This window comes from Thermoanaerobaculia bacterium (genome assembly GCA_035593605.1).
Classification (GTDB): Bacteria; Acidobacteriota; Thermoanaerobaculia; order UBA2201; family DAOSWS01; genus DAOSWS01.
Genome location: DAOSWS010000023.1, coordinates 18,294 through 42,965, shown reverse-complemented (window position 1 = coordinate 42,965; position 24,672 = coordinate 18,294). Strand labels below are relative to the sequence as shown.

Below are 24,672 nucleotides of genomic sequence, written 5' to 3'. Positions count from 1 at the left end.
GGAAGAGGAGGAATGTATGGCGCGAATCTTGATATCCAGGGCGCAGGAGCCCCTTCGTTTGCTGCTTGGGGGGGATGAACGCTGGATTTGCATGTGCGGGTTGAGCCAGAATCCTCCCTTCTGTGAAGGTCTGCATCTCCAGACCGAGGGAGAAGATCCGGAATCCCTCTACCTCTATCGGGATGGGAAACGAATGAAAATTTGTCTTACGCCCTGCGGGGAAGAGAATCTCTAAGGTTTCTTTTTCCCTTTGAACAGGGCTGAAGAATTCGGCATGTTGTCCCACGCCGCAAGTGCAGCCCTGCATCCTAGATAATCCAAAGGCTCGATAGAATCTTTCGTGATTTCCAGCCGGGCCGTATACTCCTCTTTATCCTTCACGGTGGTTTGAATTGCGATCCCCGGGCATTCAAGTGAAGACCCTTCGGGAAGAAGTATTTCTCCAGCCGAATTTTTGCCTTCGATTTTCCATCGCACGGTGATCCCGGTTCTGGGAAAGGCCATGGGTAAGACTCTCTCCAGATAGGTCGGTTCGGGGATGTCCAGGGATGAAAGTTCCGGGACCAGACGAAGAACCGTTCCCTTTGAACGGATTCCTTCAAATTCAACCCTGCAGGTTCGATCCGTTACGTCCATCGCATTCACGGAGGTCAGGGTGGTTCCGGTGGGGAGAAAGGCACTCAGCCCGTCTTCAATCCCGGAGGTGCCTCCCGATGCGATCCCCGCAAATCGTCCCTTCAACAAAGCCTGACCTTCGATCATGATTTCATCCTCCCTGACGGTGAGAGTACCATCGAGAACGAGGATGTCATCATCCGGTCGAAAGACCTGGGGTTCCGACATTCCGGGTGTAAAATACCAGCTTCCCAGGAGGGTGCTTCGATTCTCCTCGTCCAGCGAATGGCCCGGGCGGATGTAGTAGGTCCGATCTTTGGTGTAAATGGCGAGAAAAATACGATCAAACTGCGAAAAACCCGGAACTTCAGGGATTCCGGCTTCCGGGGATACAAGGTGGACCACGGGGTCCAGTCCCTGCAGTGTGAAAATCGAGTGGAGAAGCCGGGCCATATCAAGCTCGGTTCCCTCCCCGGATTCGAGAACGGCCGCCGGATCCCTCATGGAGGAAAGGGCCCGGGGCAGATCCATGGGAACGGTCACAAGGTGATCGGCAACGAAGGCGACGGCTCTAGAAATTTTCTCCGGTACCGTCAGCGGATCATCGAGTTTTTCGGGAACCTCAGGCAGAGAAGAGGGAAGAAAAACCTTTGACGTAAGAAAATTTCCCACCTCGTCCCATGCCGTAAAACTGGAATAAGCGATTCGAGGAACCCAGGAAGCACCGGAATCCATTTCATCCTCTGGAAAGACACTGATATGGTCGACCCGGGCATGGATCGTCAGATCCTCTTCCGTCTCATTCCGGGTGATCGTTGTATTCATACCTTTTGCGGCCACAGAGAGCGATTTCCCCGCGGGGACCGTAAGATCCAGCGTGAAATTCCTGACTTCAGAAAACCCATCAAAGGAAAGGACGCCATCCAGGGCATATCTCCAGGGCTTTACATCGTTGAGTTTTACGGAAAGTGTCGTTTCGGCTCCGGGCTCCAGTCCCAGGAAGGTCACAACCATCTCCTGCCAGGCGGTGCAGGGTGGGCAGGCGACCAGGCGATACGGGGTTGAGCCGTTCAAACCTCTGGCATGCGTGGGTACGATCTTTCCGGAAGTCATTCGGGTCTCTGCTTCCAGCTGTGCAAAGGTCTGGACATCGGATCGATAGAGAAAGCGGGGGTCGCCTTCCTTGTCCATGGCTTCGTAGGTGTGGAGGGTGCGGTGCAGGACCTGTGTCTCCTGTACACGCCCGTCCGGGGTCATGTTCAAAGAAATCCGACTGTCGTGGAGGGTTGCATCGGGTTCGGCGGGAGGCGCTCCGAAGGCGAAAAGGCATAGAAAAAGAATGAAAGAAACTAAGATGGATTTCATGACGTCCTCCCGATGGTGACGAGGATATCTGCAGCGTCTTTAAATTGCTGTACCGATTCCTTCCACTGGGAATAGTCTTCCGGTGGAACGATCTTTTTCTTCAGCTCAAGTTCCTGTGTGGTAATCAGAGCACTCTTTTCCAGCCGGAGAGATCGGCTGTACCGGGCTGCAGGGCCATCATTCGTTACGGGATCCGGCAGGTCCCTTACCTCCATTCCTCTGGGAATTCGGGTCTGCTCCTTAAAGACAAGATATCGCGTGGATCTCAGGAAGACGGGATACGTACGTTTGTCGCCCTTTTCCTTTACGGACAGAAAATCTCCGATTCGGCGATTGATCACCGGGTAATGGACCATAAGGGGTGAATAGTACAGGGTGGACCCGTCGGTCCGGGCGTATCCCGGTATGGAAAAGGTAAGGCGGATTTTCAGCGGAACCATAAGGTCGTACGGGTCGTTCATCGTCACGTCAGATACGATGGCGGTCGGTGCGACGGATGCTATCCAGGCCTGAAACTGTCGTTTGATATTCAGCGTCTGATCGTTGATGATTCCCCATCGCAGGTTGGTTTCCGTAAATCCGTCTCCGGAAATATCCATGGTTCCCTTCAGGTTCCCTGAACTATCCAGGTCCGCATTCACGGTAAGGGAGAGACGATTGTGAGAGGGCTCAACTGCCGGAGTCATTGTAAGGGTCTCCCCCTCCGGGGAACCGATGACATAGTGCTGTTCCGCTTCGGCGGAGGACCAGAGCTCCCGGGAAAAGGGACACCAGGTGGGATCCAGCATGGTGAAGGATCCGTCGTCTCTCTTCACAGCAACAACACAGTGGTTGAACTGATCTGCCGGAACGTCCTCAACCCTGGCTCCCGCCATCGTCATGGCGGGGTAAACCGTGTACCCGGCAGCCCGGAGAAAGGTGATCAGCATGCCTGCAATGTCCTTGCAGACACCACATCGTTCGTCAAAGATCATGGAACCAGGATGGAGGGTATATCCTTCGCCCTTTCCCATGGATAACCCGCTGTATCGAATGTTGTTGGCCACCCAGTGAAGGAGGGCGGCAAAGCGGCAATCATCATCTTCACAGCCGGAGGTCAGGCGTCCGACGAGGGCACGAATTTCGTCGGTGGCTTCAAATTGAGGGTCATTGACTTCAAAGAACCAGCGGCTCTTGGTTTCCCAGTCGGGAACGGTGGCGAGGACCAGCTTCGTAACGACATCTCCCATGTCCACCATTCTGGATTCTTTTTTCAGAGCTGGAATATCCTTCTTCCACCATGTATAGGTCACATGCGTTTCATCAAAGGTCACCCGGGAGGCCAATTCTCCATGGAAGACTTCGGTATTCAGCTCTTTATCCCTGGGAATGCGGATCGTATAGCGTTTTTCCGTGATTGGCAGATCACCGCCAAAGAGAACGGAATCGTAGTAGTGTCCCCGCATGGGCGGGATATATTTTTCTTCCTCTTCCTGGGCCAGATATGCAATCTGAAACCCTTTCATGGTAGTTTCGGTTTCCAGGATGTCTCCGATCTCCAGCCTCGGAACATCCAGAAGTTTCATGCGGGCACCCCAGTAGATCATGTACTGGGGTTGAGGAAGGTCATGAATTTCCGATTCGAGCAGGTTCTGATCTTCACCGGAAGAACGGATCAGAATGGCCTTTGTGATGTCTTTCAGCGATGTAGCCGGATCATAGTCAAAGCGAAGATGAGAAAATTGTTGAATCCCCTTTTCGGAATCGATCCGGACTTTGACATGGTGAGTGACATGGGCAAGTCCCGAATCCTCCACCAGGACGACCGTTTCATCGAGAAGGACCGTGGCAGGGTCTGCAGCCAGCAGAGAAAGGGAAAGCGAAAGAAGATAGAGTCCGAGGATACGCATGAGAACCTCCTGACGCTGAGAGTATGTCATGACCGACAGAGTGTCAAGGGATCTATCGGAATGGGAACCATTGCATCGTTGTGATTCCCTTCACTTTCCGATAGAATGAAGGCGATTTCATAATACTGGGGGGCCTGTCATGACGGGGTGCTACAATCCCTTTGAAACCGCACAACAACAGTTTGATCACATCGCGGAGTTGCTGGGACTGGATTCGCCCACTCGTCAGCTCCTTCGATCCACGATCCGGGAGCATCACTTTTCGATTCCCATCCGGATGGATGACGGGAGAGTCGAGATCTATCGGGGGTTCCGGGTTGTCCACAACGACGCGCGGGGGCCGGGAAAGGGTGGTGTCCGTTTCCATCCCCAGGAGACCATCGATACGGTGAGGGCCCTGGCCATGTGGATGACGTGGAAGTGCGCCGTGGTGGATATTCCCCTGGGGGGAGCCAAGGGGGGCGTGATCTGTGACCCGCACAACTTAAGCCTTCATGAGCAGGAACGTCTTTGCCGGGCCTGGGTCCGACAGAACTCCAGGAATCTCGGTCCGGCGGTGGACGTACCCGCTCCGGATGTGATGACGAATGCCCAGCATATGCTATGGATGCTGGATGAGTTCGAGACGATACGGGAGGGTCATTCTCCCGGATTTATCACGGGAAAGCCGGTCGGGATGGGCGGATCGCTGGGACGGACCGAGGCCACGGGTTTTGGCCTGGTCTTTACCGTGCGGGAAGCCCTGAAGGAACTGAACGTGCGGCCCGACGATACCCGCGTCAGTGTCCAGGGATTTGGAAATGTGGCTCAATATGCCATTGAACTGCTGCAGCAGCTGGGGTCTGTCGTCATATCGGTTTCCTGCTGGGATCAAAAGGACCAGTGTGCCTGTACCTATCGCCGAAAGGAAGGAATTCAGCTCGAAGAGCTTAGAAACATTACCGATCCCTTCGGAGGAATCGACGGGTCGCGGGCCGTTTCCCTGGGATATGAACGACTTCCTGGAGATGCCTGGCTGGAGCAGGAGGTCGATATCCTGATTCCTGCTGCGCTGGAGAATGAAATTCATGGAGAAAACGTAGCTCGAATTAGCCCGAGGGTAAAGCTCATCGCGGAGGGGGCCAACGGGCCCACTACTCCGGAAGCGGACAAGGTCCTTGCAGACCGGAACATCTTTGTGGTTCCCGATTTCCTTGCCAATGCGGGAGGAGTAACCTGCAGCTACTTTGAACAGGTGCAGAGCAATATGAACTACTTCTGGGAACGGGATGAAGTACTGGGAAAACTGGATACAAAGATGACTGCCGCCTTTATAGCCGTGAGCGATCTTGCAAGAAAGCACAAGCTGTCCATGCGCGATGCCGCATACGTTATTGCTGTCGATCGAGTCGCAAAAGCATGCAAGAACCGCGGCTGGGTTTAGCGGATGCAAGGTAAGGGGGAACGATTATGACGGAGTCTTCCAGCCCCTCATCCGGGATTCTCATTCCTCCATTCGACCGGAAGTTTTTCAGCGGTGAGGAAACTCTGACTGCCATCGGAGAGGGGGAGCTTGGCGGAAAAGCCCACGGGCTTGCACAGATCAAGGACTTTATCTTCGAGCATTTCTCCCGTAAGCCTTTTCCCGATATTGTTGTCGATGTGCCCAGATTGACGGTCATCACCACCCGATATTTCGACCTCTTCATGGAACAGAACCGGCTCTACGACCTTGCCCTGACAGACCTTCCCGATGAACGTATGGCCCACCACTTTCTCAAAGCTGCCCTTCCCCCCGATCTTCTCGGAGACCTCCGTGCTTTGACAGAAAATCTGCATGTGCCGCTGGCCGTCCGTTCATCCAGTCTTCTGGAAGACAGTCTGGATTGTCCCTTTGCCGGCGTATACGAGACGAAAATGGTTCCCAACAATCAGTCTTCTTCCGATGAACGATTCCGGAAGCTTACGGAGGCCGTAAAGTTTGTCTATGCTTCCACCTTCTTCAATCAGGCCAAGGATTATATGCGGGCGACCGGAAATGCTCCCGAGTCAGAGAAGATGGCTGTGATTATCCAGGAAGTTGTCGGTCTCCGCCACGGGGACCGTTTCTATCCCAATCTGGCCGGTGTGGGCCGATCCTATAATTTCTATCCCTTTGGTCATGCGGAGCCCGAAGACGGAGTGGCCAACCTTGCCCTTGGGCTGGGAAAGAGCATCGTGGATGGAAGCCTGGTGTGGACCTATTCACCGGCCTATCCCAATACCGGCCCGCCCTTCAATTCCATCAACGACATGCTTAAGAATACGCAGACCACATTCTGGGCCGTCAACATGGGGAAACCGAAAACGTACAATCCGCTTCATGAAACCGAGTATCTGATCCAGTCCGATCTCTCGGAGGCCGAATATGACAATACGTTGAAATATGTGGCTTCCACGCTGGATCCGAAATCGGGCAGAATTTCGATCGGAACGGGAATGAAGGGACCCCGTATCATTAACTTTTCTCCCCTGTTGCAGGCGGAATTGATTCCCTTCAACGACCTTCTTCGTTCTGTCCTTGAGGTCTGTGAGTCCTCTACAGGCGCAAAAGTCGAAATCGAGTTTGCCATGACCTTCGATCGGGATCGAAAGGGTGCGGGAAGGTTCGGTCTTCTTCAGGTGCGTCCCATGGGGGTGTCCGACGAAATTGTCGAACTGGTAGATGAAGAATTCTCGGGAGATCGTGTTCTCCTTGCATCAGCCGCAGCGATGGGCAACGGAGTAGAACGATCCCTTCAGACCATTGTGTACGTCAAGCCCGATGGGTTTGATTTCAAATATACGGTTCGAGTCGCCCGGGAGCTGGAACAGGTCAACCGGGACCTGATTCTCAAAGGAGTCTCCTACCTCCTCATCGGATTCGGACGCTGGGGAAGCTCCGATTCCTGGCTGGGCATTCCGGTAAACTGGGGACAGATTTCCGGTTCCCGCGTGATTGTGGAAGCCACGTTTGCAGAACGTCCCGTGGATCTCAGCCAGGGATCCCACTTCTTTCATAATATTTCCAACCTCCAGGTTAAATATCTTTCAGTCCCGGCCGGCAGTGGAATCGATTGGGACTGGCTGAAATCTCAGCCCGCTGAATATGATGGTGAATTTGTTCGCTGTGTGACCCTGAGCGAGCCTCTGGTCGTCAAGGTGGATGGAAGATCCAGGAAAGGAGTGGTTCGACGATGACCCCAGATGAGATCCATGCCGACCGTCTTCTGAAGGATCTGCAGGAACGGGCCAAAGAGTTGCGGTGCCTTTACGAAGTAGAAGAGATTCTCAACCGGCACGATCTTCCGTTCGATACAATGTTGCGCAACATTATCGGGGTGATTCCCCCCGGATGGCAATATCCGGAAGTATGCCAGGCGGAGATAATCTTTGAAGATCAGGTCTACCGTTCCGACCCATTCGTTGAAACTTCCTGCGTCCAGACACGACCGATTGAAATCCAGGGAGAACCCAAAGGATCTATTTCCGTCTCCTATCGGAAGCAGGTTCCCAAAACAGACGGAAAGGTCTTTCTCAAGGAAGAAGAAAAGCTGATTTCGACGATCTCAGATCGCATCGGACAGACGATCTTTCTGCGAAAGATGCGGGAATCCATGAGCGAATGGAAGCGAGTGGAAGAAGAGCTCACGGAAAAGAAACATGATGAATGGCGCATCGTGGTGGAAATGATTCGGAGGTCCGATCGTAAGCTGTACAACTACGTCACCCGAAAAATGCTTCTCTACCTTTGCATCAACGGAGTGGAATCCGCGAAGCATATGCTTCAGTCCCTTGGAGGAAGCCATGAGGGAGATGAAGAGCAGATCATGGATGAGATGAATGTCCCCAGCGAAAAACAGGCGATCGATCGTTTTTTTGAACAGGGGGATGCCATCTTCTCGATGGCTTCGGAAAATTTAAGTGAAAGTGAAATTCTTTCTTCGCTCCAGAGATGGATGCAGGAAGACAAATCGAGAATCTTCGTAAAAACCATTGACAACCCCAACACGTCCCTGACTCAGGTCATCGATGTTCTGACTCAATACAGCTATGCGGAGCTGGAATCCATCGAACTTTCTCCTCCCGTGGAAAAGGGATTAAGAGTATCCCTGGTGCGCAGGTTTTTTTCCGACCACCTGGACTTTATCAACGTAGCCAAAAACTTTCTAAGTGTCTGGGATTACATTACTCTGGTCAAGCAGATCATCTATCCTGCCGACAGCCATGGGAAACTGGGGGGCAAAAGTGCCGGTCTCTTCCTGGCTCAGAAGGTCCTGCAATCCAGCTCGGAGAATAAGGAGCTCTTCGCCAGTCTGAAGGTCCCCAAGACATGGTACATCGCAAGCGACGGACTTCTGAATTTCTTGGACTACAACAACCTGGAGGAAGTATACGAGCAGAAATACAAGGATATTGACGAGGTCAGGCTGGAATACCCCAATATGATCCAGGTCTTTAAGAACTCGCACTTTCCGCCTGAAATATTAAAAGGCCTTTCCATGGCGATTGACGAGATCGGGGAGTGCCCCATTATTGTTCGTTCCTCCAGCCTCCTGGAAGATCGAATGGGTGCCGCCTTTTCAGGAAAGTACAAGAGTCTCTTCCTGGCGAACCAGGGTTCGAAAAATGAGCGGCTGGCCGCACTGACCGATGCTATTGCTGAAGTCTATGCCTCTACCTTTGCTCCGGATCCCATTCAATATCGGATTGAGCGGGGGCTCCTTGATTTCCATGAAGAAATGGGAATCATGATCCAGGAAGTCGTCGGTACCCGAATCGGACCCTATTTCATTCCCTCCTTTGCCGGTGTTGCCTTTTCAAGGAATGAATTCCGCTGGTCTCCTCGAATCAAAAGGGAAGATGGTCTCCTGCGGATGGTACCCGGTCTTGGTACCCGGGCCGTGGACCGTGTGGCCGATGATTACCCCGTTCTGCTCGCACCGGGGAATCCCAATCTGCGGGTCAACACCTCACCGGAAGAAGTGGCCCGCTACTCCAGCAAGCGAATCGATGTGATCAACCTTGAAAAGAACAGCTTCGAAACCCTTCACATCCACGACTTTCTTGCCAGATATGGAACCGAGATTCCCGGAATACAGAATATTATTTCCGTTTACCAGGACGACACGCTTCACGCGCCTACTTCCCTGCTGGGCATCGATTTTGAGCGCCATAACCTTGTTGTCACCTGCCAGGGTCTCGTGGAACGAACTCCCTTTATTCGACAGATCCGGACGATTCTTACCAAGCTGGAGGAAACGATCGGCACTCCCGTTGATATTGAATTTGCCCACGACGGGAAGGACCTTTACCTCCTTCAATGTCGGCCTCAGAGTTCTCAGAAGGACATAGCGCCGTCACCGATTCCCCAGGACATACCAGAGAAATCCATTGTTTTTTCAGGAAACCGGCACGTCAGTAATGGGGTTGTCCCTGAAATCACCCACGTGGTTTACATCGATGGCAGGACATACAATGCCCTGGGAAACCTCTCTGATTTAAGGGATGTCGGCCGTGCGGTCGGGCAGCTGAACAAGATCCTCCCCAAACGAAAATTCATCCTTATGGGGCCCGGGCGGTGGGGAAGCCGGGGTGACATCAAGCTGGGTGTCAGTGTTACGTATGCGGATATTAATAACACGGCCATGCTGATTGAAATTGCACAGAAAACAGGGAATTACACGCCCGAACTCTCCTTTGGCACGCACTTTTTCCAGGATCTTGTCGAGACCTCCATTCGTTATCTTCCCCTGTATCCGGATGAATCGGAGGTGCACTTTGACGAGATTTTCCTGATGAAATCCAGGAATATTTTCAAGGATCTTCTACCAGAATTTTCCCATCTGGAGAACACAATCCGGGTCATAGATGTCCAGAGAGAGAGCGAAGGGAAAATCCTCAAGATCCTGATGAACGCAGATCTGGATCAGGCCCTGGCCTATCTGACCGAACCCAGCCAGGCTGTATCCCTCCCGGAGCGAGAGCTGGTTTCCGCTGAGGTACCTCACGACGACTACTGGCGATGGCGACTTCGAATGGCCGAGCGTATTGCGTCCAACATTGATCCGGAACGCTTCGGTGTGGAGGGGTTTTACGTGTTTGGATCGACGAAAAACGCCTCTGCGGGTCCTTCGAGCGATATCGACCTGCTGATCCATTTTCGGGGTACGGCAGAACAACGCCTGCTGCTCCAGCACTGGCTGGAGGGGTGGAGTCTCACACTGGCGGAGATTAACTATGTGCGGACAGGATATCGTAGTGATGGTCTGCTGGATGTTCATATTGTGACGGATGAAGATATCGCGAACAAGAACAGTTTTGCAGTAAAGATCGGCGCGGTGACCGATCCTGCACGTCCGCTGACACTGGGCTCGCGCTAAACCAGAATTCGATCGGCTGCTTCGAGCTGTTCCGGATCAAAGATGACGAGGGCCAGTTCCGGGCCATCGTGAGCCGCGTTGAACGCCCAGGTCCTCCCAATCTGGATTTTCCATTCTCCCGTGAGCCGGGTGGACTCGTGGACATGGCCATGAAGGCTGAGAAGAGGCTGCCTCTCTTCGATGAATCGCTTGATCGCAATGCTGCCGATGTGGACGTCCAGAGGGACATGATCGACCATCTTTCCGTCCAGTCCTGCGCGATCCAGGTGGGTCTGATAGGGTGGAGCATGAAAGAGTGCGATTGTTGTTGTCATATCCCGGCCATCGGTGAGGCGGGTCAGATCTTCAGCCATCGTTCCATACCGTACGGTGGAAGGAGGTACGGGAATGGTGCGGGCGCCATCCTCGGGTGAAACACAGCCGGGATCGACGTACCGGGAAACGTCATATTTTTCCCAGTCTTTCAGGCGAAAAGGTGAAGGAGGAATGAAGGCGTATCCAAAAAGAGAGTATGTTTCCCAGTCTGCGAATCGGTCATGAATATAGGCCCAGAGACCAGCCGCCTCATATTCCAGAATCCGATGTTCCTCGAACCTTCCATCATCGTTTCCCAGGATAAGAAAGATGCGTGGAAATGTATCCCGCATTTCCTGGCGCAGTTCTGTGAAGAGGGGGGCGAGAAAATCTTCGATGAAAGCATGGCTGTTGTCCTCCATTCCAGCGAGGGTTTTAATCCCATGGGGAAGGAGATCGCCCCCGAGAAAGACGGCCGACGGCATTTCTCTGCGAATGGCGCCGGTTAATTTCCGGTAACGTTCGGACGAGCCGTGGAGATCGGAGGCAAAGAAGCAGAGAGGTGCCATAGCCAGACATTATACGGGATCGAGGGATGAAATGGGTATTTCAGTAAAAGTCAGCGCAGCTGAGGAAAAAGCCGCATTCGCGGTTCGGGCACGTCAGCTTGCATCGCTGTTCCCGCATAACCTGACCGCAATTGGGACAGGTCCGGATCTGAGCTTCGGCTGGATCCGTCCCGACGGGGCTGAGGGGATGAGTTTCGTAGCATTCTGTTGAAAAATTGACACTGTATGGACCTGGCGATACACTGCAGACATGAGAAGATGTATTCAAAGGGAAATGATGAAGAATAGGTATTGTATCTCCGTAATTAATAAGATGTATTCAAAGGGAATTGATGAAGAATAGGTATTGTGTCCCCGTAATTAATGAACTCAAGAATTTTCACTATATCCAAACCGTGCAATGAAACTGATATTTACCTTTTTTCTGGTCATTACTTCGTCACTCCTGCATTCACAGGAGGAGGTCCCGCCGTTGAATTTATTGGGGAAGTTGACTTTCCCGGAATCCGTATCTGACCTGGCGACCTACGGAGGATATCTTTATGTAACCGGGAGAGATAACCTGTATCTCTATGACCTGACAGGCGGAAATCCCGAGCTAATTACGGTGATTCCTGTTGATCACAGCGAGTATTCTGCCCGGCTGTATCGATGGCAAAACCTTCTTATTCGTTTCTGGTATGTGTCTTTGGAGAACCATGGGATACGGTTTTACGATTTACGGCAACCGGACAACCCCCTGCAGATCTGGGAGTTGATCCCTCCCCAGGCGGGTATCACAGATATGAACGCGTTATCCGGCGGGTTTCCATCCGATAACTTTGTGGGATGTTCCGTTGCAAAGGACTATCTCTTTTGTCCCTCCTATTGGGCTGAAGGGGAACCTATGGATTGGTATCCAGACTGCTGTTTTGTCCCCTATGCCATTCATCTCCCTGATTTTGAAGCAGCTATGCTCTACACGCACTATTATGAGCTGGATGGTTGCAGGAAGAAAATTAAATACAGCGGAGGCCAAATTCGCTACTATCGGGGAGAGTTCTTTTTCCCTGCAGAGTGGAGTACCAGCCATTTCCTCAAAAGTGATCTGGACTCCGCCATCGAGTCCGGCAGCACATACTGGTCCCCCTGCCTGACGGGATTTCCCTATTGTACAGACTCTTGCCTGCAGCGAACTTCATTCCAGTACAAAGACTATTACATGACCAATGGATCCGCATGGCCCGACCCAGATCACATCGTGGTCTTTTACCTCAAAGACAGAATCTATGATTATAATTTATGGGATGCCACCTTTCTCGTGAACTATCTGGGAAGTGTTAATACAATACTGGCGTACGAGTCTTGTGCATACGTAACCAAGGTAACGAAAGTTGGAGGCGAAGAGGTTTTTCATTTGTACAATTTTGACCTGTCAAACCTTCCATTGTACGCAGGGGTCAACGAGCTCGCCTCTCGCGTCACGGGAGCCATTGCATCCAACAACAGGCTCTATGTCGCTTCAGGAGATGAAGTTTTATTATTCGATGCTGCCCGCCATGATGACCACTTCCCGACCGGGTCTGTTGAAGTGACTTTGGAGGGGAATATCCTTCACTTCCACGGACAGGTTTTGGATGATGACGAAATTCAGGCTGTTTACGTTCGATTCGGAAACCAATTCATGGCAGCAAAAGAATTTGAAGAGGCAGAAATGCCGTGGCCGCCACCATCCCCTCATCAACGGCCCTTTGACCTTCCTCGCCGATTTGATCTATATGTGGACATTTCTCTCCTCGCACCCGGCACCTATCCAGTTAAGACTGTTGCTGTGGATTGGGAGGGAAGCTTCACCGTGATTGATGAGCGCGAAATCGAAATTGGTTCCACTAAATTTGAGCGTGCCACCGTTCCAATGGATGGAAGGAAAAAACTCACAAAATAGGTTGTTATCTTTTTCTCATAGGGAAATCGCCTTGCTAAAATGGAAAAACCGTCGAACTCGGCAAGATGAACCCCATCAGAATTTATTAGACAGTTTGGCCTGATTAGTTAGGGTGTGATTTTGGGCGGAATTGAGATCAGTGCGGATTCGGGGATGCCGTGCCTTGCCACGGGGAAGAAGGAAGCAGATTCCAAGGTGAAATCCAATATCCGGGGTGTTGTTAAAGTTGGCAAGGTTCTCGGTAAATGCCAGCTGGTACAGGAATGTACCCTTCTGAATTCTTACTCCCGTACTGATCTGTAATTCTGTGTCTCCAAGTTCCGAGTCGGTTTCCTCTGAGAAGATACTGGTACTGCGGGTCACCTGTCCGATCAGATAGATGGAATCCGAAAGTTTCCGTCCGTAAGCCAGCGTTACCGACAGGATGTTGTCGACCTTAAACCCCGGCATGAAGGCCAGGTTTCCGGTCCATACATGGCTTATGTCCGCATAGAACTTGTTTGTCACGTCTCCAGTCTGAAAGGCAAGCTGAATCCCATAATCCGAATGACCGGTGGATCGATAGGCATCGGGATCGGCAATAGGTACCTTTGTCGCGGTCTCCAGGGTGAGCTGGGATCGGGATCGGGAGGGGAAGAGGGAGTATCGCATGCCGAAGGTCGGGTCTCCTACGCCCCCGGTGGGGGATGGGTTCAGGAACGAAAACTCATTCGATCCCAGGGAAAGGTAGAGCTGTGCTTCATCCCGTTTTACATAGTCTCTTCCTGCCTGTCCGATTCCCAGAACGTTGTGAAATCCCTCGATAAATCCGTCCAGGTATCCTCCCCAGAAGTAGTAGATGGGTACGTGGGTGAAGGCCTGAATGCGTTCTCCGAGCCCGTAATGTGCACTTACTGTCAGTAGTCCCATTTCTCCATCAAAATAGAAGATATCGCCCTCTCCTTCTGTCCGGATCGCCGCGATATCATTCTGAGTGAGGCGCTGTCGATCATTTCGTTCCCCAAGATATTCCTTCACGTTTTTACTCATGATGAATGTGTTGGCATGGGAAAGATGGATTTCGAACCCCCAGTCTCCCTTTGGAGGAAGTGGACCGGGGGAGGGCATGAAGGCCATGGAGAGGATGGAAAAGGGCATCATGTCCCGAATTCGCATCGGGACGGGATCTCTGTACTCCGAACCGTCCTGGCCCGGAAGAAATGGTGTGAAAAAGGCCAGAATGGTGAGGATAAGACAGAATATATCGTGCGCCTTTGCATGAGCGACACCCTTAAATGTGCAGCATTTCACAAATATATCATAGCAACCTTCGGCCGGGAGAACAACGCAAAACGGCTCAGTAACTTTGGATGGACTGAAATGTGGGGTAAGCTGGAGACATGATCGCGAGAATGCTGAAAATTTCATTGTGGATCCCTGGAGTGGCGGCACTCCTTCTTTCCATTTCTATCGCATTTTTGTGGAGTATGATGATTCGTATGCCGGTGCCTTCCTCTCCTTATGTTGATCGAGGGTCTGTTTCTGACACCAATAATCTCTCCCTTCGTCTCCAGGAAGACGTTCGTCACCTTGCGCTGGAAATCGGTGAGCGACACGTTCACAGACCGGAAGCGCTGAATCGCGCCGCAGACTGGATTGAAACCTCGCTTGCCAATGCCGGCATGGATGTGGTTCGCCAGGCCTATACCGTGGAAGGTGTCGAATGTTTCAATATTGAGGGAACGTGGACAGGAAGGGAAAGGGAAGAGGAGATTATTCTGATTGGTGCGCACTACGATTCGGTTCCCGGCTGTCCCGGAGCCAATGATAATGGATCGGGAGTGGCCGCCCTGCTCGCTCTCGCCCGGACTCTCGCCTCACAGCCTCATGCCAGGACGCTCCGATGCGTGGCCTTTGTGAATGAGGAACCCCCCTATTTTCATACCGGGCAAATGGGTAGTGTGATTTACGCGAAGGCCTGCAGGGCGCGGGGTGACCAGATACAGGCCATGTTCAGTCTGGAGACCATGGGATACTTCACCGACGAACCGGATTCCCAACAATATCCATTTCCACTTTCCCTTGCCTATCCTTCAAGGGGTAATTTCCTTGCGTTCGTAGGGAACTTTGCATCCCGCCATCTGGTCCGCAGAGTTGTGGCCGCGTTCAGGTCCGCTTCTTCCCTGCCCGCTGAGGGTGCGGCACTTCCCGCCTCGCTGCCCGGGGTCGGCTGGTCGGATCAGTGGTCTTTCTGGCAGGAAGGCTATCCCGCTTTGATGGTCACCGATACGGCTCCCTTTCGGTATCCCGAGTACCACGCCTCAGATGATCTTCCGGATAAAATGGATTTCAAACGTCTCGCCTCCGGAGTCGAGGGTCTTACAAGGGTAATCCTGCCGTTGCTGGACGAAAAACCGGATTGAGGTCCCTGGTATTTTTCGGGAAGGCGGCAGGATCAGGGAAGGTCCCCGTATATGCCAGTGTATTTGCCGCGGATATAGGATACATAACTATCCGCCTCCAGGCCTCTGCCGGTCACTTGCATGAGGAGTTCTGGAGAGGTGAGACACCGTCCATATATATGAATTTTTTCGCGCAGCCAGTCCAGAATCGTTGAGAACCTTCCATGTGCAATCTCCTCTTCGATATCCGGCAGTTCACTTCGCATCTGCGCATAGAGTTGACCCGACATGATATTCCCAAGCGTATAGGTCGGGAAATAACCAAAGGCACCGGAGGCCCAGTGAATATCCTGCATGGCACCTTCTTCCGGACTTGAGGGAACGACGCCCAGATAGTTCTGCATCTTCTCGTTCCATGCAGCGGGGAGATCTCGAGGATCCAAATCACCTTCGAGCAGGGCATTTTCAAGCTCAAAGCGAATGACAATGTGAAGGTTGTACGTAACCTCATCCGCTTCGATGCGAATGAGACCGGGCTCTACACGGTTGATTGCCCTGTAAAAGGCATTGACGTCGACGTTCCCGAGTTGAGAAGAGAAACGGGATTGAAGAGCAGGATAGTAATGGTTCCAGAACGCAAGACTTGAGCCTACGATGTTTTCCCAGAACCGGGACTGGGATTCATGCATCCCGGTGGAGGCTCCCTCATTGAGGGGAGATCGGTCCAGCTCTTTACCGATTCCCTGATAGTACAGGGCATGACCGCACTCGTGGAAGGCACTGAAAAGTGCAAAGGGAAGCAGATTTCTACGAACCCGGATCGTGATCCGTACATCGTCGGGTGAAAAGGCGATCGTCAATGGATGCGTGGAGAAGTCCTGGATTCCCCGGGAAAAATCAAACCCGAAGTCTTTCAACACATCCAGTACAAATGTGCGCTGATCCTCCTCATCGTAATCGATATGAAGAAAGCCGTTTTCCGGAGCCTTTCGGGCAGTTATAGCATGGACGAAAGGGACGAGTCTCTTCTTGAGGTCCGAAAGAACACTTTCCACCTCACCTGTCTTCATATCCGGTTCAAACTGGTCAATCAAAGCATCATAGAGACGTTCTTCGAAGCCCAGGGCATGGGCCTTTTCTCGAGTCAGCTCCAGCAGATGGGTAAGGTGCGGCAGGAAAAGTTCATAATCCCCGGAGGAGCGGGCCTTTCTCCAGATCTGAGTTGCCTCACTGGTCGCACGACTGAAGGCCTCCACCAGGGATGAGGGAAGTTTTCTCGCCTTATCGTAATCTCTCTTTGTGACGCGGATCAGCGAGGCAGGGAACGATGTGTCGGATGGATCTTTCGCAAGATCGGCAAGATCGTCGAGCAGTTCCCCCACCTCATCCGTGATAAAGAGGTCATGGCCCAGCTTCTCGAGTGTGGCGAGCTGAGATGCCCGGGCAAAGCCCCCTCCCTCCGGCATGTGGGTTTCCTGATCCCAGGTCAGGACGGCTGTGGCTCCCCGGAGATCGGCAACGGTGGCCAGGATGCTGCGCAGTTTTGTGAATTTTTCCTCCATCCTCTTTTCCTCCGGGCTGAAGGTGATTTCATATCGGAGAAATGAAATCACATCTGATGACCTGCAGCAGGTCTGGAATCATCATACCACACAGGTGGGAATCGGAATGTGATGTTTGTCACCTTTGACCGGCACAATTTCTAAGCCCCTGGTCCCTCCTTATATTCCATGGGATATAATGTCAGGATGCATCGATCACCAAAGATGAAGGGGGGCTACCTTGGAAAAAATGATCTATCTGGATAATGGGGCAACGTCCTTTCCCAAGCCGGCAGAAGTCTATGAGGCCATGGATCGATTTTACCGCCATTATGGAGTCAACCCGGGGCGTTCGGGATACGATCTCTGCCTGGAAGCGGGTGAGGTGGTCGAGAGTACGCGAAAAGACCTGACGGCATTTTTTCACGGGACCGATCCAAACCGGCTCTGTTATTCCTACAACTCCACGGATGCCCTGAACCTGGCCATCTTCGGCATGCTGCAGGAGGGAGATCACGCCATTTCGACAACGGCAGAGCATAATTCGGTTCTGAGGCCGCTCTTTCATCTCCAGAGAGATCAGGGTGTTGAAGTAGATTACATTCCCATGGATGACAGGGGATTCGTTGATCCGGATTCCTTCCGCGAAAAATTCCGGGCCAATACGCGTCTGGTAATTGTAAACCATGCATCGAATGTGATTGGGACCGTTCAGCCCGTTGCGGAAATTGGACGACTCTGCAGGGAAAGGGGGGTGCCTTTCGCCATCGACGCTTCTCAATCCGCGGGAAAGGTGCCCATTGACATGGATGCCATGTATATCGACGTGGTTGCCTTTACGGGCCATAAATCCCTCATGGGACCCACGGGAATCGGGGGGCTCTGTGTCGGGGAAGGGATTACCATCCGCCATACACGGGCCGGAGGTACCGGTGTCCGCTCCGCCGAACGGGCACACCTGGATGAATATCCCTATCGAATGGAGTATGGGACCCTGAATTCCGTCGGCGTGGCGGGTTTGAAGGCTGGACTGACATGGATACAGAAGGAGGGGTTGGACGTGATCCACCGCCGGGAGATGGCCCTGCTGAAAAAGCTTCGGGATGGTCTACGGACGATTGAGAGTGTAATCCTTTACTGCCAGGACGACCTTCATGACCATATCAGTGTTCTCCTCTTTAATGTCCTGGGAGTTGAAGCCCTGAACGTCGGTACGATGCTCGATGTCGATTATGGGATCGCCTGTCGTACCGGTCTTCACTGTGCTCCGCTCGTTCATGAGCATCTGGGTACGGACACCATCAAAGGTGCGGTTCGTTTTGGGATTGGTCCCTTCAACACGGAAGAGCACATCGAAACCGCCGTGGAAGCCGTAAGGGAGATCGCGGAAACCTTCGGAAAACCTTCCTGAGGCTACGATTCGGACGGCCGGTCCAGGATCAAGGCCTCGGCCACCAGCTCTCCGACGGAAACAATGGAAACACCAAGCTTGTAATGCCGATTCAGTTCCCCGAGCTGATCGATACAGTTATGGCAGGGAGTGGCCACGATCTTTGCCTCAGTGGCGCTGATCTGATCGGCTTTTATCTTTCCCGCTCGAATCCGGCGCTCCGCAAAGGGCGTCATCGATAACTGGCCGCCCCCTCCCCCGCAGCAGAAATTCTTTTCACGGCAGGGTGTCATTTCGACAAAGTTCTCCACCGCATGGCGCAGGATGAATCGTTGCTCGTCGACCACACCCCCGAGACGGACAAGATTACAGGGATCATGAAGGGTCACACGCTCGGAATTCTTTGACGGGTCGAGTCTGATTCGACCGCTTCGGATATAGTCCCCCATGACCTCCAGAAGGCTTTTGACTTCGAAGGCGTTCCTTCGTTTCAGCCATTCGGGAGCTTCCCAGCGGTTCGCGTTATACCCGTGACCGCACTCCGAAAGTACAAGTGTTTCGCATCCCAGGCGTTCCATCGTCCTGGCCAGCCTGTCCGAAAGTTCCCCTGCCGTTTTGTCGTCTCCATTGAAGAGGCCGTAATTTGTCACATCAAAGAAGTCCGAAGCCAGGGTCCAGCTTTCACCGGCAGCGTGAAAGATCTTTCCGGCTGCGGAAAGTGAAAGCGGATAGAACATGGGTTCTCTCGGATTGACCGCATAGAGGACACGGGCTCCGGATTGGTCCACCGGCATCCGAAGACGGGTGTCTCCAATTTCGGACTGAAGCTCTTCCTCGATCCAGGACAGGGTGTCAAGCCAGTCTTCCCGCTGGATTCCCATATTGTTGCCACTGGTGAGAGCCTTGTCCACCGTGGACTGCAGACTCTGGGGCACGGCATTGAGTCTTGCGAGCGTGCTTCGTCCCAGACGAATAACACGGTGGATCCCGATCCCGATCGAACAGTTCAGGGAACATCGGCCGCAGAGGGAGCATCGGCCAAAAAGATCGTCGATCCAGCGGTCCACCATGTCCGAATCAAAAGCCCGGGCCCGTGTAAGGAAAGGAATGTATCTCCCTGTATAAGAAAAATTCCGGCGTACGACGGAGGCAACAAGATGGAGCTTGTGGGCCGGGATCGAGGCCGATTCCCCATCGGTGAGGTAATAGTGACAGGAGTCGGCGCACAGCCCGCACCGTACACAGGCATTAAGATAGGCATCATATTCGGAATCAATGGCCTGTTTGAGCTCCTGAAGAGCATCCTTGAGGCTGGATGATGGGAGTCGCCGCCCGGATGAAGGATCGGTGGAGGGCTTTTTCTCTTCGGAACCCATGGATTATCTCCCGACGGCCGGCGGAAAGACGGCGCGGCGTCCCAGGTCGATGGCCAGGAATCTCCGGCTCAGGAAAAAATACATACAGTGGCGAATCTTTCCTGCGGGGATGTAGAAAAAGAGAAGAGCAGCCGCTCCGTAAAGCCATGGAAGGGTCTGAGGCGCCAGGATCCATGAGAAGGTAAAGACAAGGAAAAGATTCACCAGAATGTTGGACAGAAAATCATCAGGAACACTGATCGAGCGGAGGGATCGAAAAACCCCCCGCTTAATAAGGAGAGAGAAACCTGAGATCAATCCCGCCATCACGATCCACCCGCCTGTACGGTAGAGAAGTGCCGGTAGAGTTATATTCAAAAGGGTGCAGAAAAGAAAGAAGAGACTAATCCCGATCCCGGCATGATAGATCACGCCGGCCAGGTAGGTGGGGAGGTGGTGGGCCGCACTCTCCTTCTCCCAGGGAAGCATGCCCTGTGTGAAGGCGTAGCGAATCCCTGGAGCCGCATTCATTCTGGCCGCCGAGTAAAAGATTTTTTTTCCGCGGGAACGTGCCTGAAGGAAGAGAAAGGCGAGGGCGATCCCGCAATATGCGATTGACACGGTAACCAGGAGAGTCAGGAGATTCATGGTATGGGTGGGTTCAGACGCACCCGTCCGGCTTGGGAAGTCCCGCGATCTTGGATGCTCCCTTGGCAGGTCCGGAAGGAAAAAGAGTGTAGATTTCCTTGAGGCTCAGCCCGGTCTCACGGCATACGAGCCGAATCATGGGAGCAAGATCCTTTTCAAGGTAATAGCTGCGAATAAAACGGATCACCTTCCAGTGGTTCTCCGTGAGGGTATCCAGACCTTCTTCTTCTCTGGCGAGTTGAGCGGCAACATCCTCGGTCCATTTCTCCGGCTGGACCATGAATCCTTCTTCGTTGAGTTCGATGATCTCTCCAAGGACATCAAGGTGGGACATGAAGCCTCCTCATGGGGTATATCGGTTGATTATAGACTCCTCGGCGAGAAGTGTCCATGGCAGGCAGTTCCTGGTTGGATATCGATTTCTGTCAAAGGAAAAAGCAAAAAAAAGCGCCCCGGTACCGGGGCGCCCGCTTATTAGTGGATATGGACTCAACTATTTCTTTTTCTTCTCCTTAATCTCTTCCTGCGCCTGTTGAATTTCTTTCAGCGCTTTTTCGATTTCGGGTTTGATGCGGGCCTGGATACGAAACTGAAGTTCCTTTGTCAGGGGTTCGAGTTTTTCTTTCATTTCCTTGATTTCCTCTTCCAGCCCCGCAAGGCGCTCCTGTGCCATTTTCTGTCGTTCGGCTTCATTCAGGTTGTCCCAGTCCACGCCCTCCAGCCGTTTTTCCACCTTCTTTTCGATCTCAGAGCTCATCGCTTCAATCTTGCGTTCCAGTTCCTCTATTTCCTCATCGGTGATGGCCTCTACATGCCGGGAGATTTCCTGTTCATGCTTTTTTAACTCTTCCTCATGGTGTTTCAGAACTTCCTCCGCTTTGTGCAGATGTTCCTCGGCAAGAGCCATGGCCTTTTCCGCGTGGCGCTCTGCTTCCGCTGCGATTCGTTCGATCTCTTCCTCATCCAGATCTTTCATGTCTGCATGTTTCATGGCTTCTTCAACGATTCGATGAATCTCCGACAGGTCTACGATCTGGTCCAGTTCCTCTTTCTCAGGCGTTGCCGCTGATGCGGGAGGAGCTGGAGGCGCCGGCCTGACATGGGGAGCAGGCTTGGGCTTCGCCTGGGGAGCAGGAGCCGCGAGGGGCGTGGGTGCAGGTGAAGCAGGGGCTTCAGGATTCGCGGGAGCATTCATCGAATTCGTGGAAAGATCAGCCGCATAGGCGGATTGCGGCGTACTTGCGCACTGGATCAGGGAAAAACCAAGAAAGACGGAAATGGCTGCGGTTGCAAGAAACGCCACCCACCGGGATGAGCGCTGTCTGGGGTTCATAATCATCGTGATCCTCCTGTACATTTGGGATGATGTTGTGAAAATAGCCGGGGCTGGAATTCCTCCCGGCCCTGAAATTGTGGCTTCAGCCACCCTAAGAAGGCATCGAGCGTACCCTTCCGGGCTGCCCGTTGCCTCCACGACCCTCTCATCGCAGGCCAGCTCCCGTTCAAAGCGCAGCTTCCGGATCAGAAAATGGAGGGCGGGGTGGAAGAAGAAAAGAGTTGTTAAAATGCGTTCCACAAGATGGAACCAGTCATCGTACCGGCTCAGGTGAGCGGCTTCGTGCATCAAAATCTGCTGCATCTCTCCTTCCTCCAGGGAGGGCACCATGTTCTCAGGAAGAAGAATAGCCGGATGAAGGTAGCCCACCGTAGAGGGAGTATGGACTGAATCGTGAGTCAATACCTGAGCATTTCTGCGAGATCCAAGACGATCGAGTAGCGATGTCAGCCAGGTCTGGATGGATTCTCTTAGCGGAGTGCCTGAGGTTTTCAGCCTCATCACGGCCCGGGTTTTTCGGGCAAGACGCCACAGAAGGAGACCCGCGAGCACCATCCAGAACCCTCCGAGGATGCCGGTTATGGTTGAGAGCGGAATGGAGGGCAAGAGAAATGTAAGCGCTTCCCTGCGAAAGTTTTGAAATTGAAGGGTAATACTCTGCCATAGAATGGAGGGACTCGTGGCCATTTCCGCAAGCGTAAATTCAATGGGTGGCGATGTATTCCGAGAATGAAGATCCAATCCGGGTTCTTCCGGCCCGGCCGCGGAACTTGCGGGTGCGGATTCGGTAAAAGATGAATGAGGTTCAGGAATGGGCGGCAGAGTCCCGCGTACCAGGGGAAGGGCCAGAACCGCCACAAGGGTCAGCCACCAGATGCAGTATCGTGAAGAAGCACGCAAACGGCCATGCAGGCGGATCAGAATGGCGACAGCAGCTACCATCACCAGAGCCATGGGGATCGATGAGGCAATAGCTCCTATCATGGATGCCGGAATTTCAATCCAGTCCGTCACGTTTCACGCTCCTTTCGGTCCAGGACCTTCCTGAGGTTTTGAATCTCCTCAGGTGTAAGGTCCTTCTCTTTCAGGAGGTTGACAAGAAGCTCTTCCGGTGAGTCGTCAAAGAAACGCTCCAGCATGGTAGTCAGGACGCTCTGCCGTGCCTGATCCCGCCGGGTCAGGGGGTAATACACATGGGCCCGGCCCGATTTGGAGTGCGCAACGTGACCCTTGTCTTCCAGGATCCTGAGGGTGGTCAGGACGGTTGTGTAGGCCAGGGGAACATCCGGCGCCAGACATTCCACGACCCGGGTCACGGTGCACTTGCCCTCGTTCCAGAGAATCTCCATGATCCGGATTTCGCTCTCTGTGAGGATTTTCGACGTTTTCCTTGGCACCTTGCGACCTCCTACTAAATATTTAGTAATTGAAGCGTACCATACCGTATACGTGCCTGTCAACTAATTTGTTAGTAGAACAATAAAGCCTGTAACTACTATGGAATACGTAGGAAAAGAAAGAAGGTTCCATCCTGCGAACAGCGAGCAAACAGGACGGAACCAGATGGCTGATAATTTCGATGGTTATTTGATTAACTGATTATGGTGTTGACAGATTCGGGTACTCGGGCGATATTCCCTTGATTACATGCTGTCTCCTGGCGGTCATCTGCATCGTGATGAAGAGGGTGAGGATGGCACCCACCGTGACGATCAGGCCCGTGTACCCTTCAAAAAAGAAGGAATAGGAGAAGAGCACCAGGTAGATGAACTGGGAGAGACCGGCCTCCCGCATGGCAAAGGTCCGTCCTGCAACCAGCCGCAGATAGGAGACGACCAGGAAGATCGAAACGACGGATGAGATGAAAAAAGAGAGGTGAAGATCGACATGGTCCACGAGGTAGGCGAAGAGAAGATGGAAGGCAAAAAAGGCGCAGGCAAGAAAGAAGTAGTGTTCCGTCCGAAGGGGGAGCTTGTTCACCACGGTGATGACGAAGAGGACGAAAAAGAAGAAGAGGAGGGATACAGGGGCAAAGCGGGTGACTCTGGACACAAAGGGACCGGGATTAATCCGGCTGGGCATCCGGATGCCAATCCCTGAGCCGGACATGAGGTTCGAGTAGGTCCAGGTGAGTTTCCATCCCGATTCAGTTGGCTCCTTGAGTGTCGGGGAGAGCGTTCCGTCGGGAAAATCGATGTCCTCGAAATTCGTGATCAGGCTGAGCTGAAAGTCCTTCACCATCCCGACCTCTCCATCCCTGCGAAAGAGATAGCGCCAGTCATCCTGTCCGAAGGATCGAAATCCGACGGAGATCCTGGCTGTCTCACCTGGATTCAGCTTTACCCGAACCTGGATCATGTGCTCGAAAAGATTGTACGGTGCAGGCTGGTCGTTCAGAAAACAGGAAAAATTGTCATATACGCCATTTGGATCCGGAAGCGGAAAGGTGAAGAAATGGGTATGAGGGTCGTCATCTTCGTTTGCGAACTGATAGGTGGCCAGAAAATCGGCCGTATAGGTGGAATACCATAAAAGACCTTTCCGGCGATGTTCCAGATCAACCTGAACCCGGATGTCGCTGTTTTGCAGAGGCGTATTGTACCTGTGTGTTTCAGGGATGAGGCGGGTCGTTGTAACCTCGCTTCCGGATTGATCTTTCTGAATCGATTCCTGCTTTCGGATCACTTCCTTGCTCCATGATATCTCCGGCGGGACAAGGGTCTGGGCGGTTCCCCAGAGATTACCGACCTTGTTTTTCATGGTGCGATCGGCGGCACCCGTACGGATATCCACCGTTCCGGAAAGAACCAGCCACCCAATGGCGGTAAAGAGCCAGACAACGGACATTCCCACAAAACGTTGAATCATAGTGTCTCCTTTCCAAAATCAAATGCAAGCTCCCTTGAAGGGTCCGTGTCTACAGTAAGCTGTCAAGATGGAAATAAGATGGGATCCAGGTGAAATCCCCGTGAAGTGCGGGAATAG

General features: G+C 52.7%; 18 protein-coding genes. 7 read left to right on the top strand and 11 right to left on the bottom strand.

Going from position 1 to position 24,672, the window contains the following annotated elements; genetic code table 11:
• Nucleotides 1–16 precede the first annotated feature (16 nt).
• Nucleotides 17–235 (top strand): CDGSH iron-sulfur domain-containing protein, encoded by a 219-nt coding sequence (locus tag PLD04_11640; protein HXK68987.1) that lies wholly within the window; start codon nt 17–19, stop codon nt 233–235.
• On the opposite strand, the gene PLD04_11635 is transcribed toward PLD04_11640, so the two are convergent.
• A complete protein-coding gene (locus PLD04_11635) occupies nt 232–1,980 on the bottom strand; it encodes a DUF3857 domain-containing protein (protein ID HXK68986.1) in 1,749 nt (582 codons plus the stop codon). The genes PLD04_11640 and PLD04_11635 overlap by 4 nt on opposite strands.
• The gene (locus PLD04_11630; protein HXK68985.1) at nt 1,977–3,869 is read right to left on the bottom strand and encodes a DUF3857 domain-containing protein; all 1,893 of its coding nucleotides are present in this window, start codon (nt 3,867–3,869) and stop codon (nt 1,977–1,979) included. Before PLD04_11630 ends, PLD04_11635 begins: the two co-directional genes overlap by 4 nt.
• A gap of 139 nt (nt 3,870–4,008) precedes the next feature.
• Between PLD04_11630 and PLD04_11625 the strand changes: the two genes are divergently transcribed.
• The 3 genes from PLD04_11625 to PLD04_11615 are packed head-to-tail and all read left to right on the top strand — an operon-like array spanning nt 4,009 to nt 10,249.
• On the top strand, nt 4,009–5,292 hold the full coding sequence (locus tag PLD04_11625; protein HXK68984.1) for a Glu/Leu/Phe/Val dehydrogenase: 1,284 nt from the start codon (nt 4,009–4,011) through the stop codon (nt 5,290–5,292).
• 26 nt (nt 5,293–5,318) lie between these two features.
• Nucleotides 5,319–7,067, top strand: a complete 1,749-nt coding sequence (locus PLD04_11620; protein HXK68983.1) for a PEP/pyruvate-binding domain-containing protein — start codon at nt 5,319–5,321, stop codon at nt 7,065–7,067.
• Nucleotides 7,064–10,249: a PEP/pyruvate-binding domain-containing protein gene (locus tag PLD04_11615; GenBank protein ID HXK68982.1), complete on the top strand. Its 3,186-nt coding sequence runs from the start codon at nt 7,064–7,066 to the stop codon at nt 10,247–10,249. The genes PLD04_11620 and PLD04_11615 overlap by 4 nt, the downstream gene beginning before the upstream one ends.
• Here the strand turns inward: PLD04_11615 and PLD04_11610 are convergent.
• On the bottom strand, nt 10,246–11,112 hold the full coding sequence (locus PLD04_11610) for a metallophosphoesterase (protein ID HXK68981.1): 867 nt from the start codon (nt 11,110–11,112) through the stop codon (nt 10,246–10,248). The genes PLD04_11615 and PLD04_11610 overlap by 4 nt on opposite strands.
• 472 nt (nt 11,113–11,584) lie before the next feature.
• On the opposite strand from PLD04_11610, the gene PLD04_11605 reads away from it, so the two are divergent.
• Nucleotides 11,585–13,036, top strand: coding sequence for a hypothetical protein (locus PLD04_11605; GenBank protein HXK68980.1), 1,452 nt, complete (start codon nt 11,585–11,587; stop codon nt 13,034–13,036).
• A gap of 75 nt (nt 13,037–13,111) precedes the next feature.
• On the opposite strand, the gene PLD04_11600 is transcribed toward PLD04_11605, so the two are convergent.
• Nucleotides 13,112–14,326 carry a DUF3187 family protein gene (locus PLD04_11600; GenBank protein HXK68979.1) on the bottom strand — a complete coding sequence of 405 codons (1,215 nt, stop codon included), beginning with the start codon at nt 14,324–14,326 and terminating at the stop codon, nt 13,112–13,114.
• An 89-nt stretch (nt 14,327–14,415) separates the two neighbouring features.
• Between PLD04_11600 and PLD04_11595 the strand changes: the two genes are divergently transcribed.
• Nucleotides 14,416–15,438, top strand: coding sequence for a M28 family peptidase (locus PLD04_11595; protein HXK68978.1), 1,023 nt, complete (start codon nt 14,416–14,418; stop codon nt 15,436–15,438).
• Nucleotides 15,439–15,470: 32 nt separating this feature from the next.
• Here the strand turns inward: PLD04_11595 and PLD04_11590 are convergent, their stop codons facing one another.
• The gene (locus PLD04_11590; protein ID HXK68977.1) at nt 15,471–17,030 is read right to left on the bottom strand and encodes a carboxypeptidase M32; all 1,560 of its coding nucleotides are present in this window, start codon (nt 17,028–17,030) and stop codon (nt 15,471–15,473) included.
• Nucleotides 17,031–17,199: 169 nt separating this feature from the next.
• On the opposite strand from PLD04_11590, the gene PLD04_11585 reads away from it, so the two are divergent.
• The gene (locus PLD04_11585; GenBank protein ID HXK68976.1) at nt 17,200–18,369 is read left to right on the top strand and encodes an aminotransferase class V-fold PLP-dependent enzyme; all 1,170 of its coding nucleotides are present in this window, start codon (nt 17,200–17,202) and stop codon (nt 18,367–18,369) included.
• A gap of 2 nt (nt 18,370–18,371) precedes the next feature.
• On the opposite strand, the gene PLD04_11580 is transcribed toward PLD04_11585, so the two are convergent.
• The 6 genes from PLD04_11580 to PLD04_11555 form a co-directional block, all read right to left on the bottom strand.
• Complete coding sequence (locus PLD04_11580; protein HXK68975.1) at nt 18,372–19,724, bottom strand: (Fe-S)-binding protein; 1,353 nt, start codon at nt 19,722–19,724, stop codon at nt 18,372–18,374.
• A 3-nt stretch (nt 19,725–19,727) separates the two neighbouring features.
• On the bottom strand, nt 19,728–20,351 hold the full coding sequence (locus tag PLD04_11575) for a hypothetical protein (protein ID HXK68974.1): 624 nt from the start codon (nt 20,349–20,351) through the stop codon (nt 19,728–19,730).
• Between the two features lie 13 nt (nt 20,352–20,364).
• The gene (locus PLD04_11570; GenBank protein HXK68973.1) at nt 20,365–20,685 is read right to left on the bottom strand and encodes a TusE/DsrC/DsvC family sulfur relay protein; all 321 of its coding nucleotides are present in this window, start codon (nt 20,683–20,685) and stop codon (nt 20,365–20,367) included.
• 159 nt (nt 20,686–20,844) lie between these two features.
• Entirely contained in the window at nt 20,845–22,701 is a 1,857-nt protein-coding gene (locus tag PLD04_11565) for a M56 family metallopeptidase (protein ID HXK68972.1), read from the bottom strand.
• Nucleotides 22,698–23,084: a BlaI/MecI/CopY family transcriptional regulator gene (locus PLD04_11560; GenBank protein ID HXK68971.1), complete on the bottom strand. Its 387-nt coding sequence runs from the start codon at nt 23,082–23,084 to the stop codon at nt 22,698–22,700. Before PLD04_11560 ends, PLD04_11565 begins: the two co-directional genes overlap by 4 nt.
• Before the next feature lie 202 nt (nt 23,085–23,286).
• A complete protein-coding gene (locus PLD04_11555; protein ID HXK68970.1) occupies nt 23,287–24,555 on the bottom strand; it encodes a hypothetical protein in 1,269 nt (422 codons plus the stop codon).
• Nucleotides 24,556–24,672 lie beyond the last annotated feature (117 nt).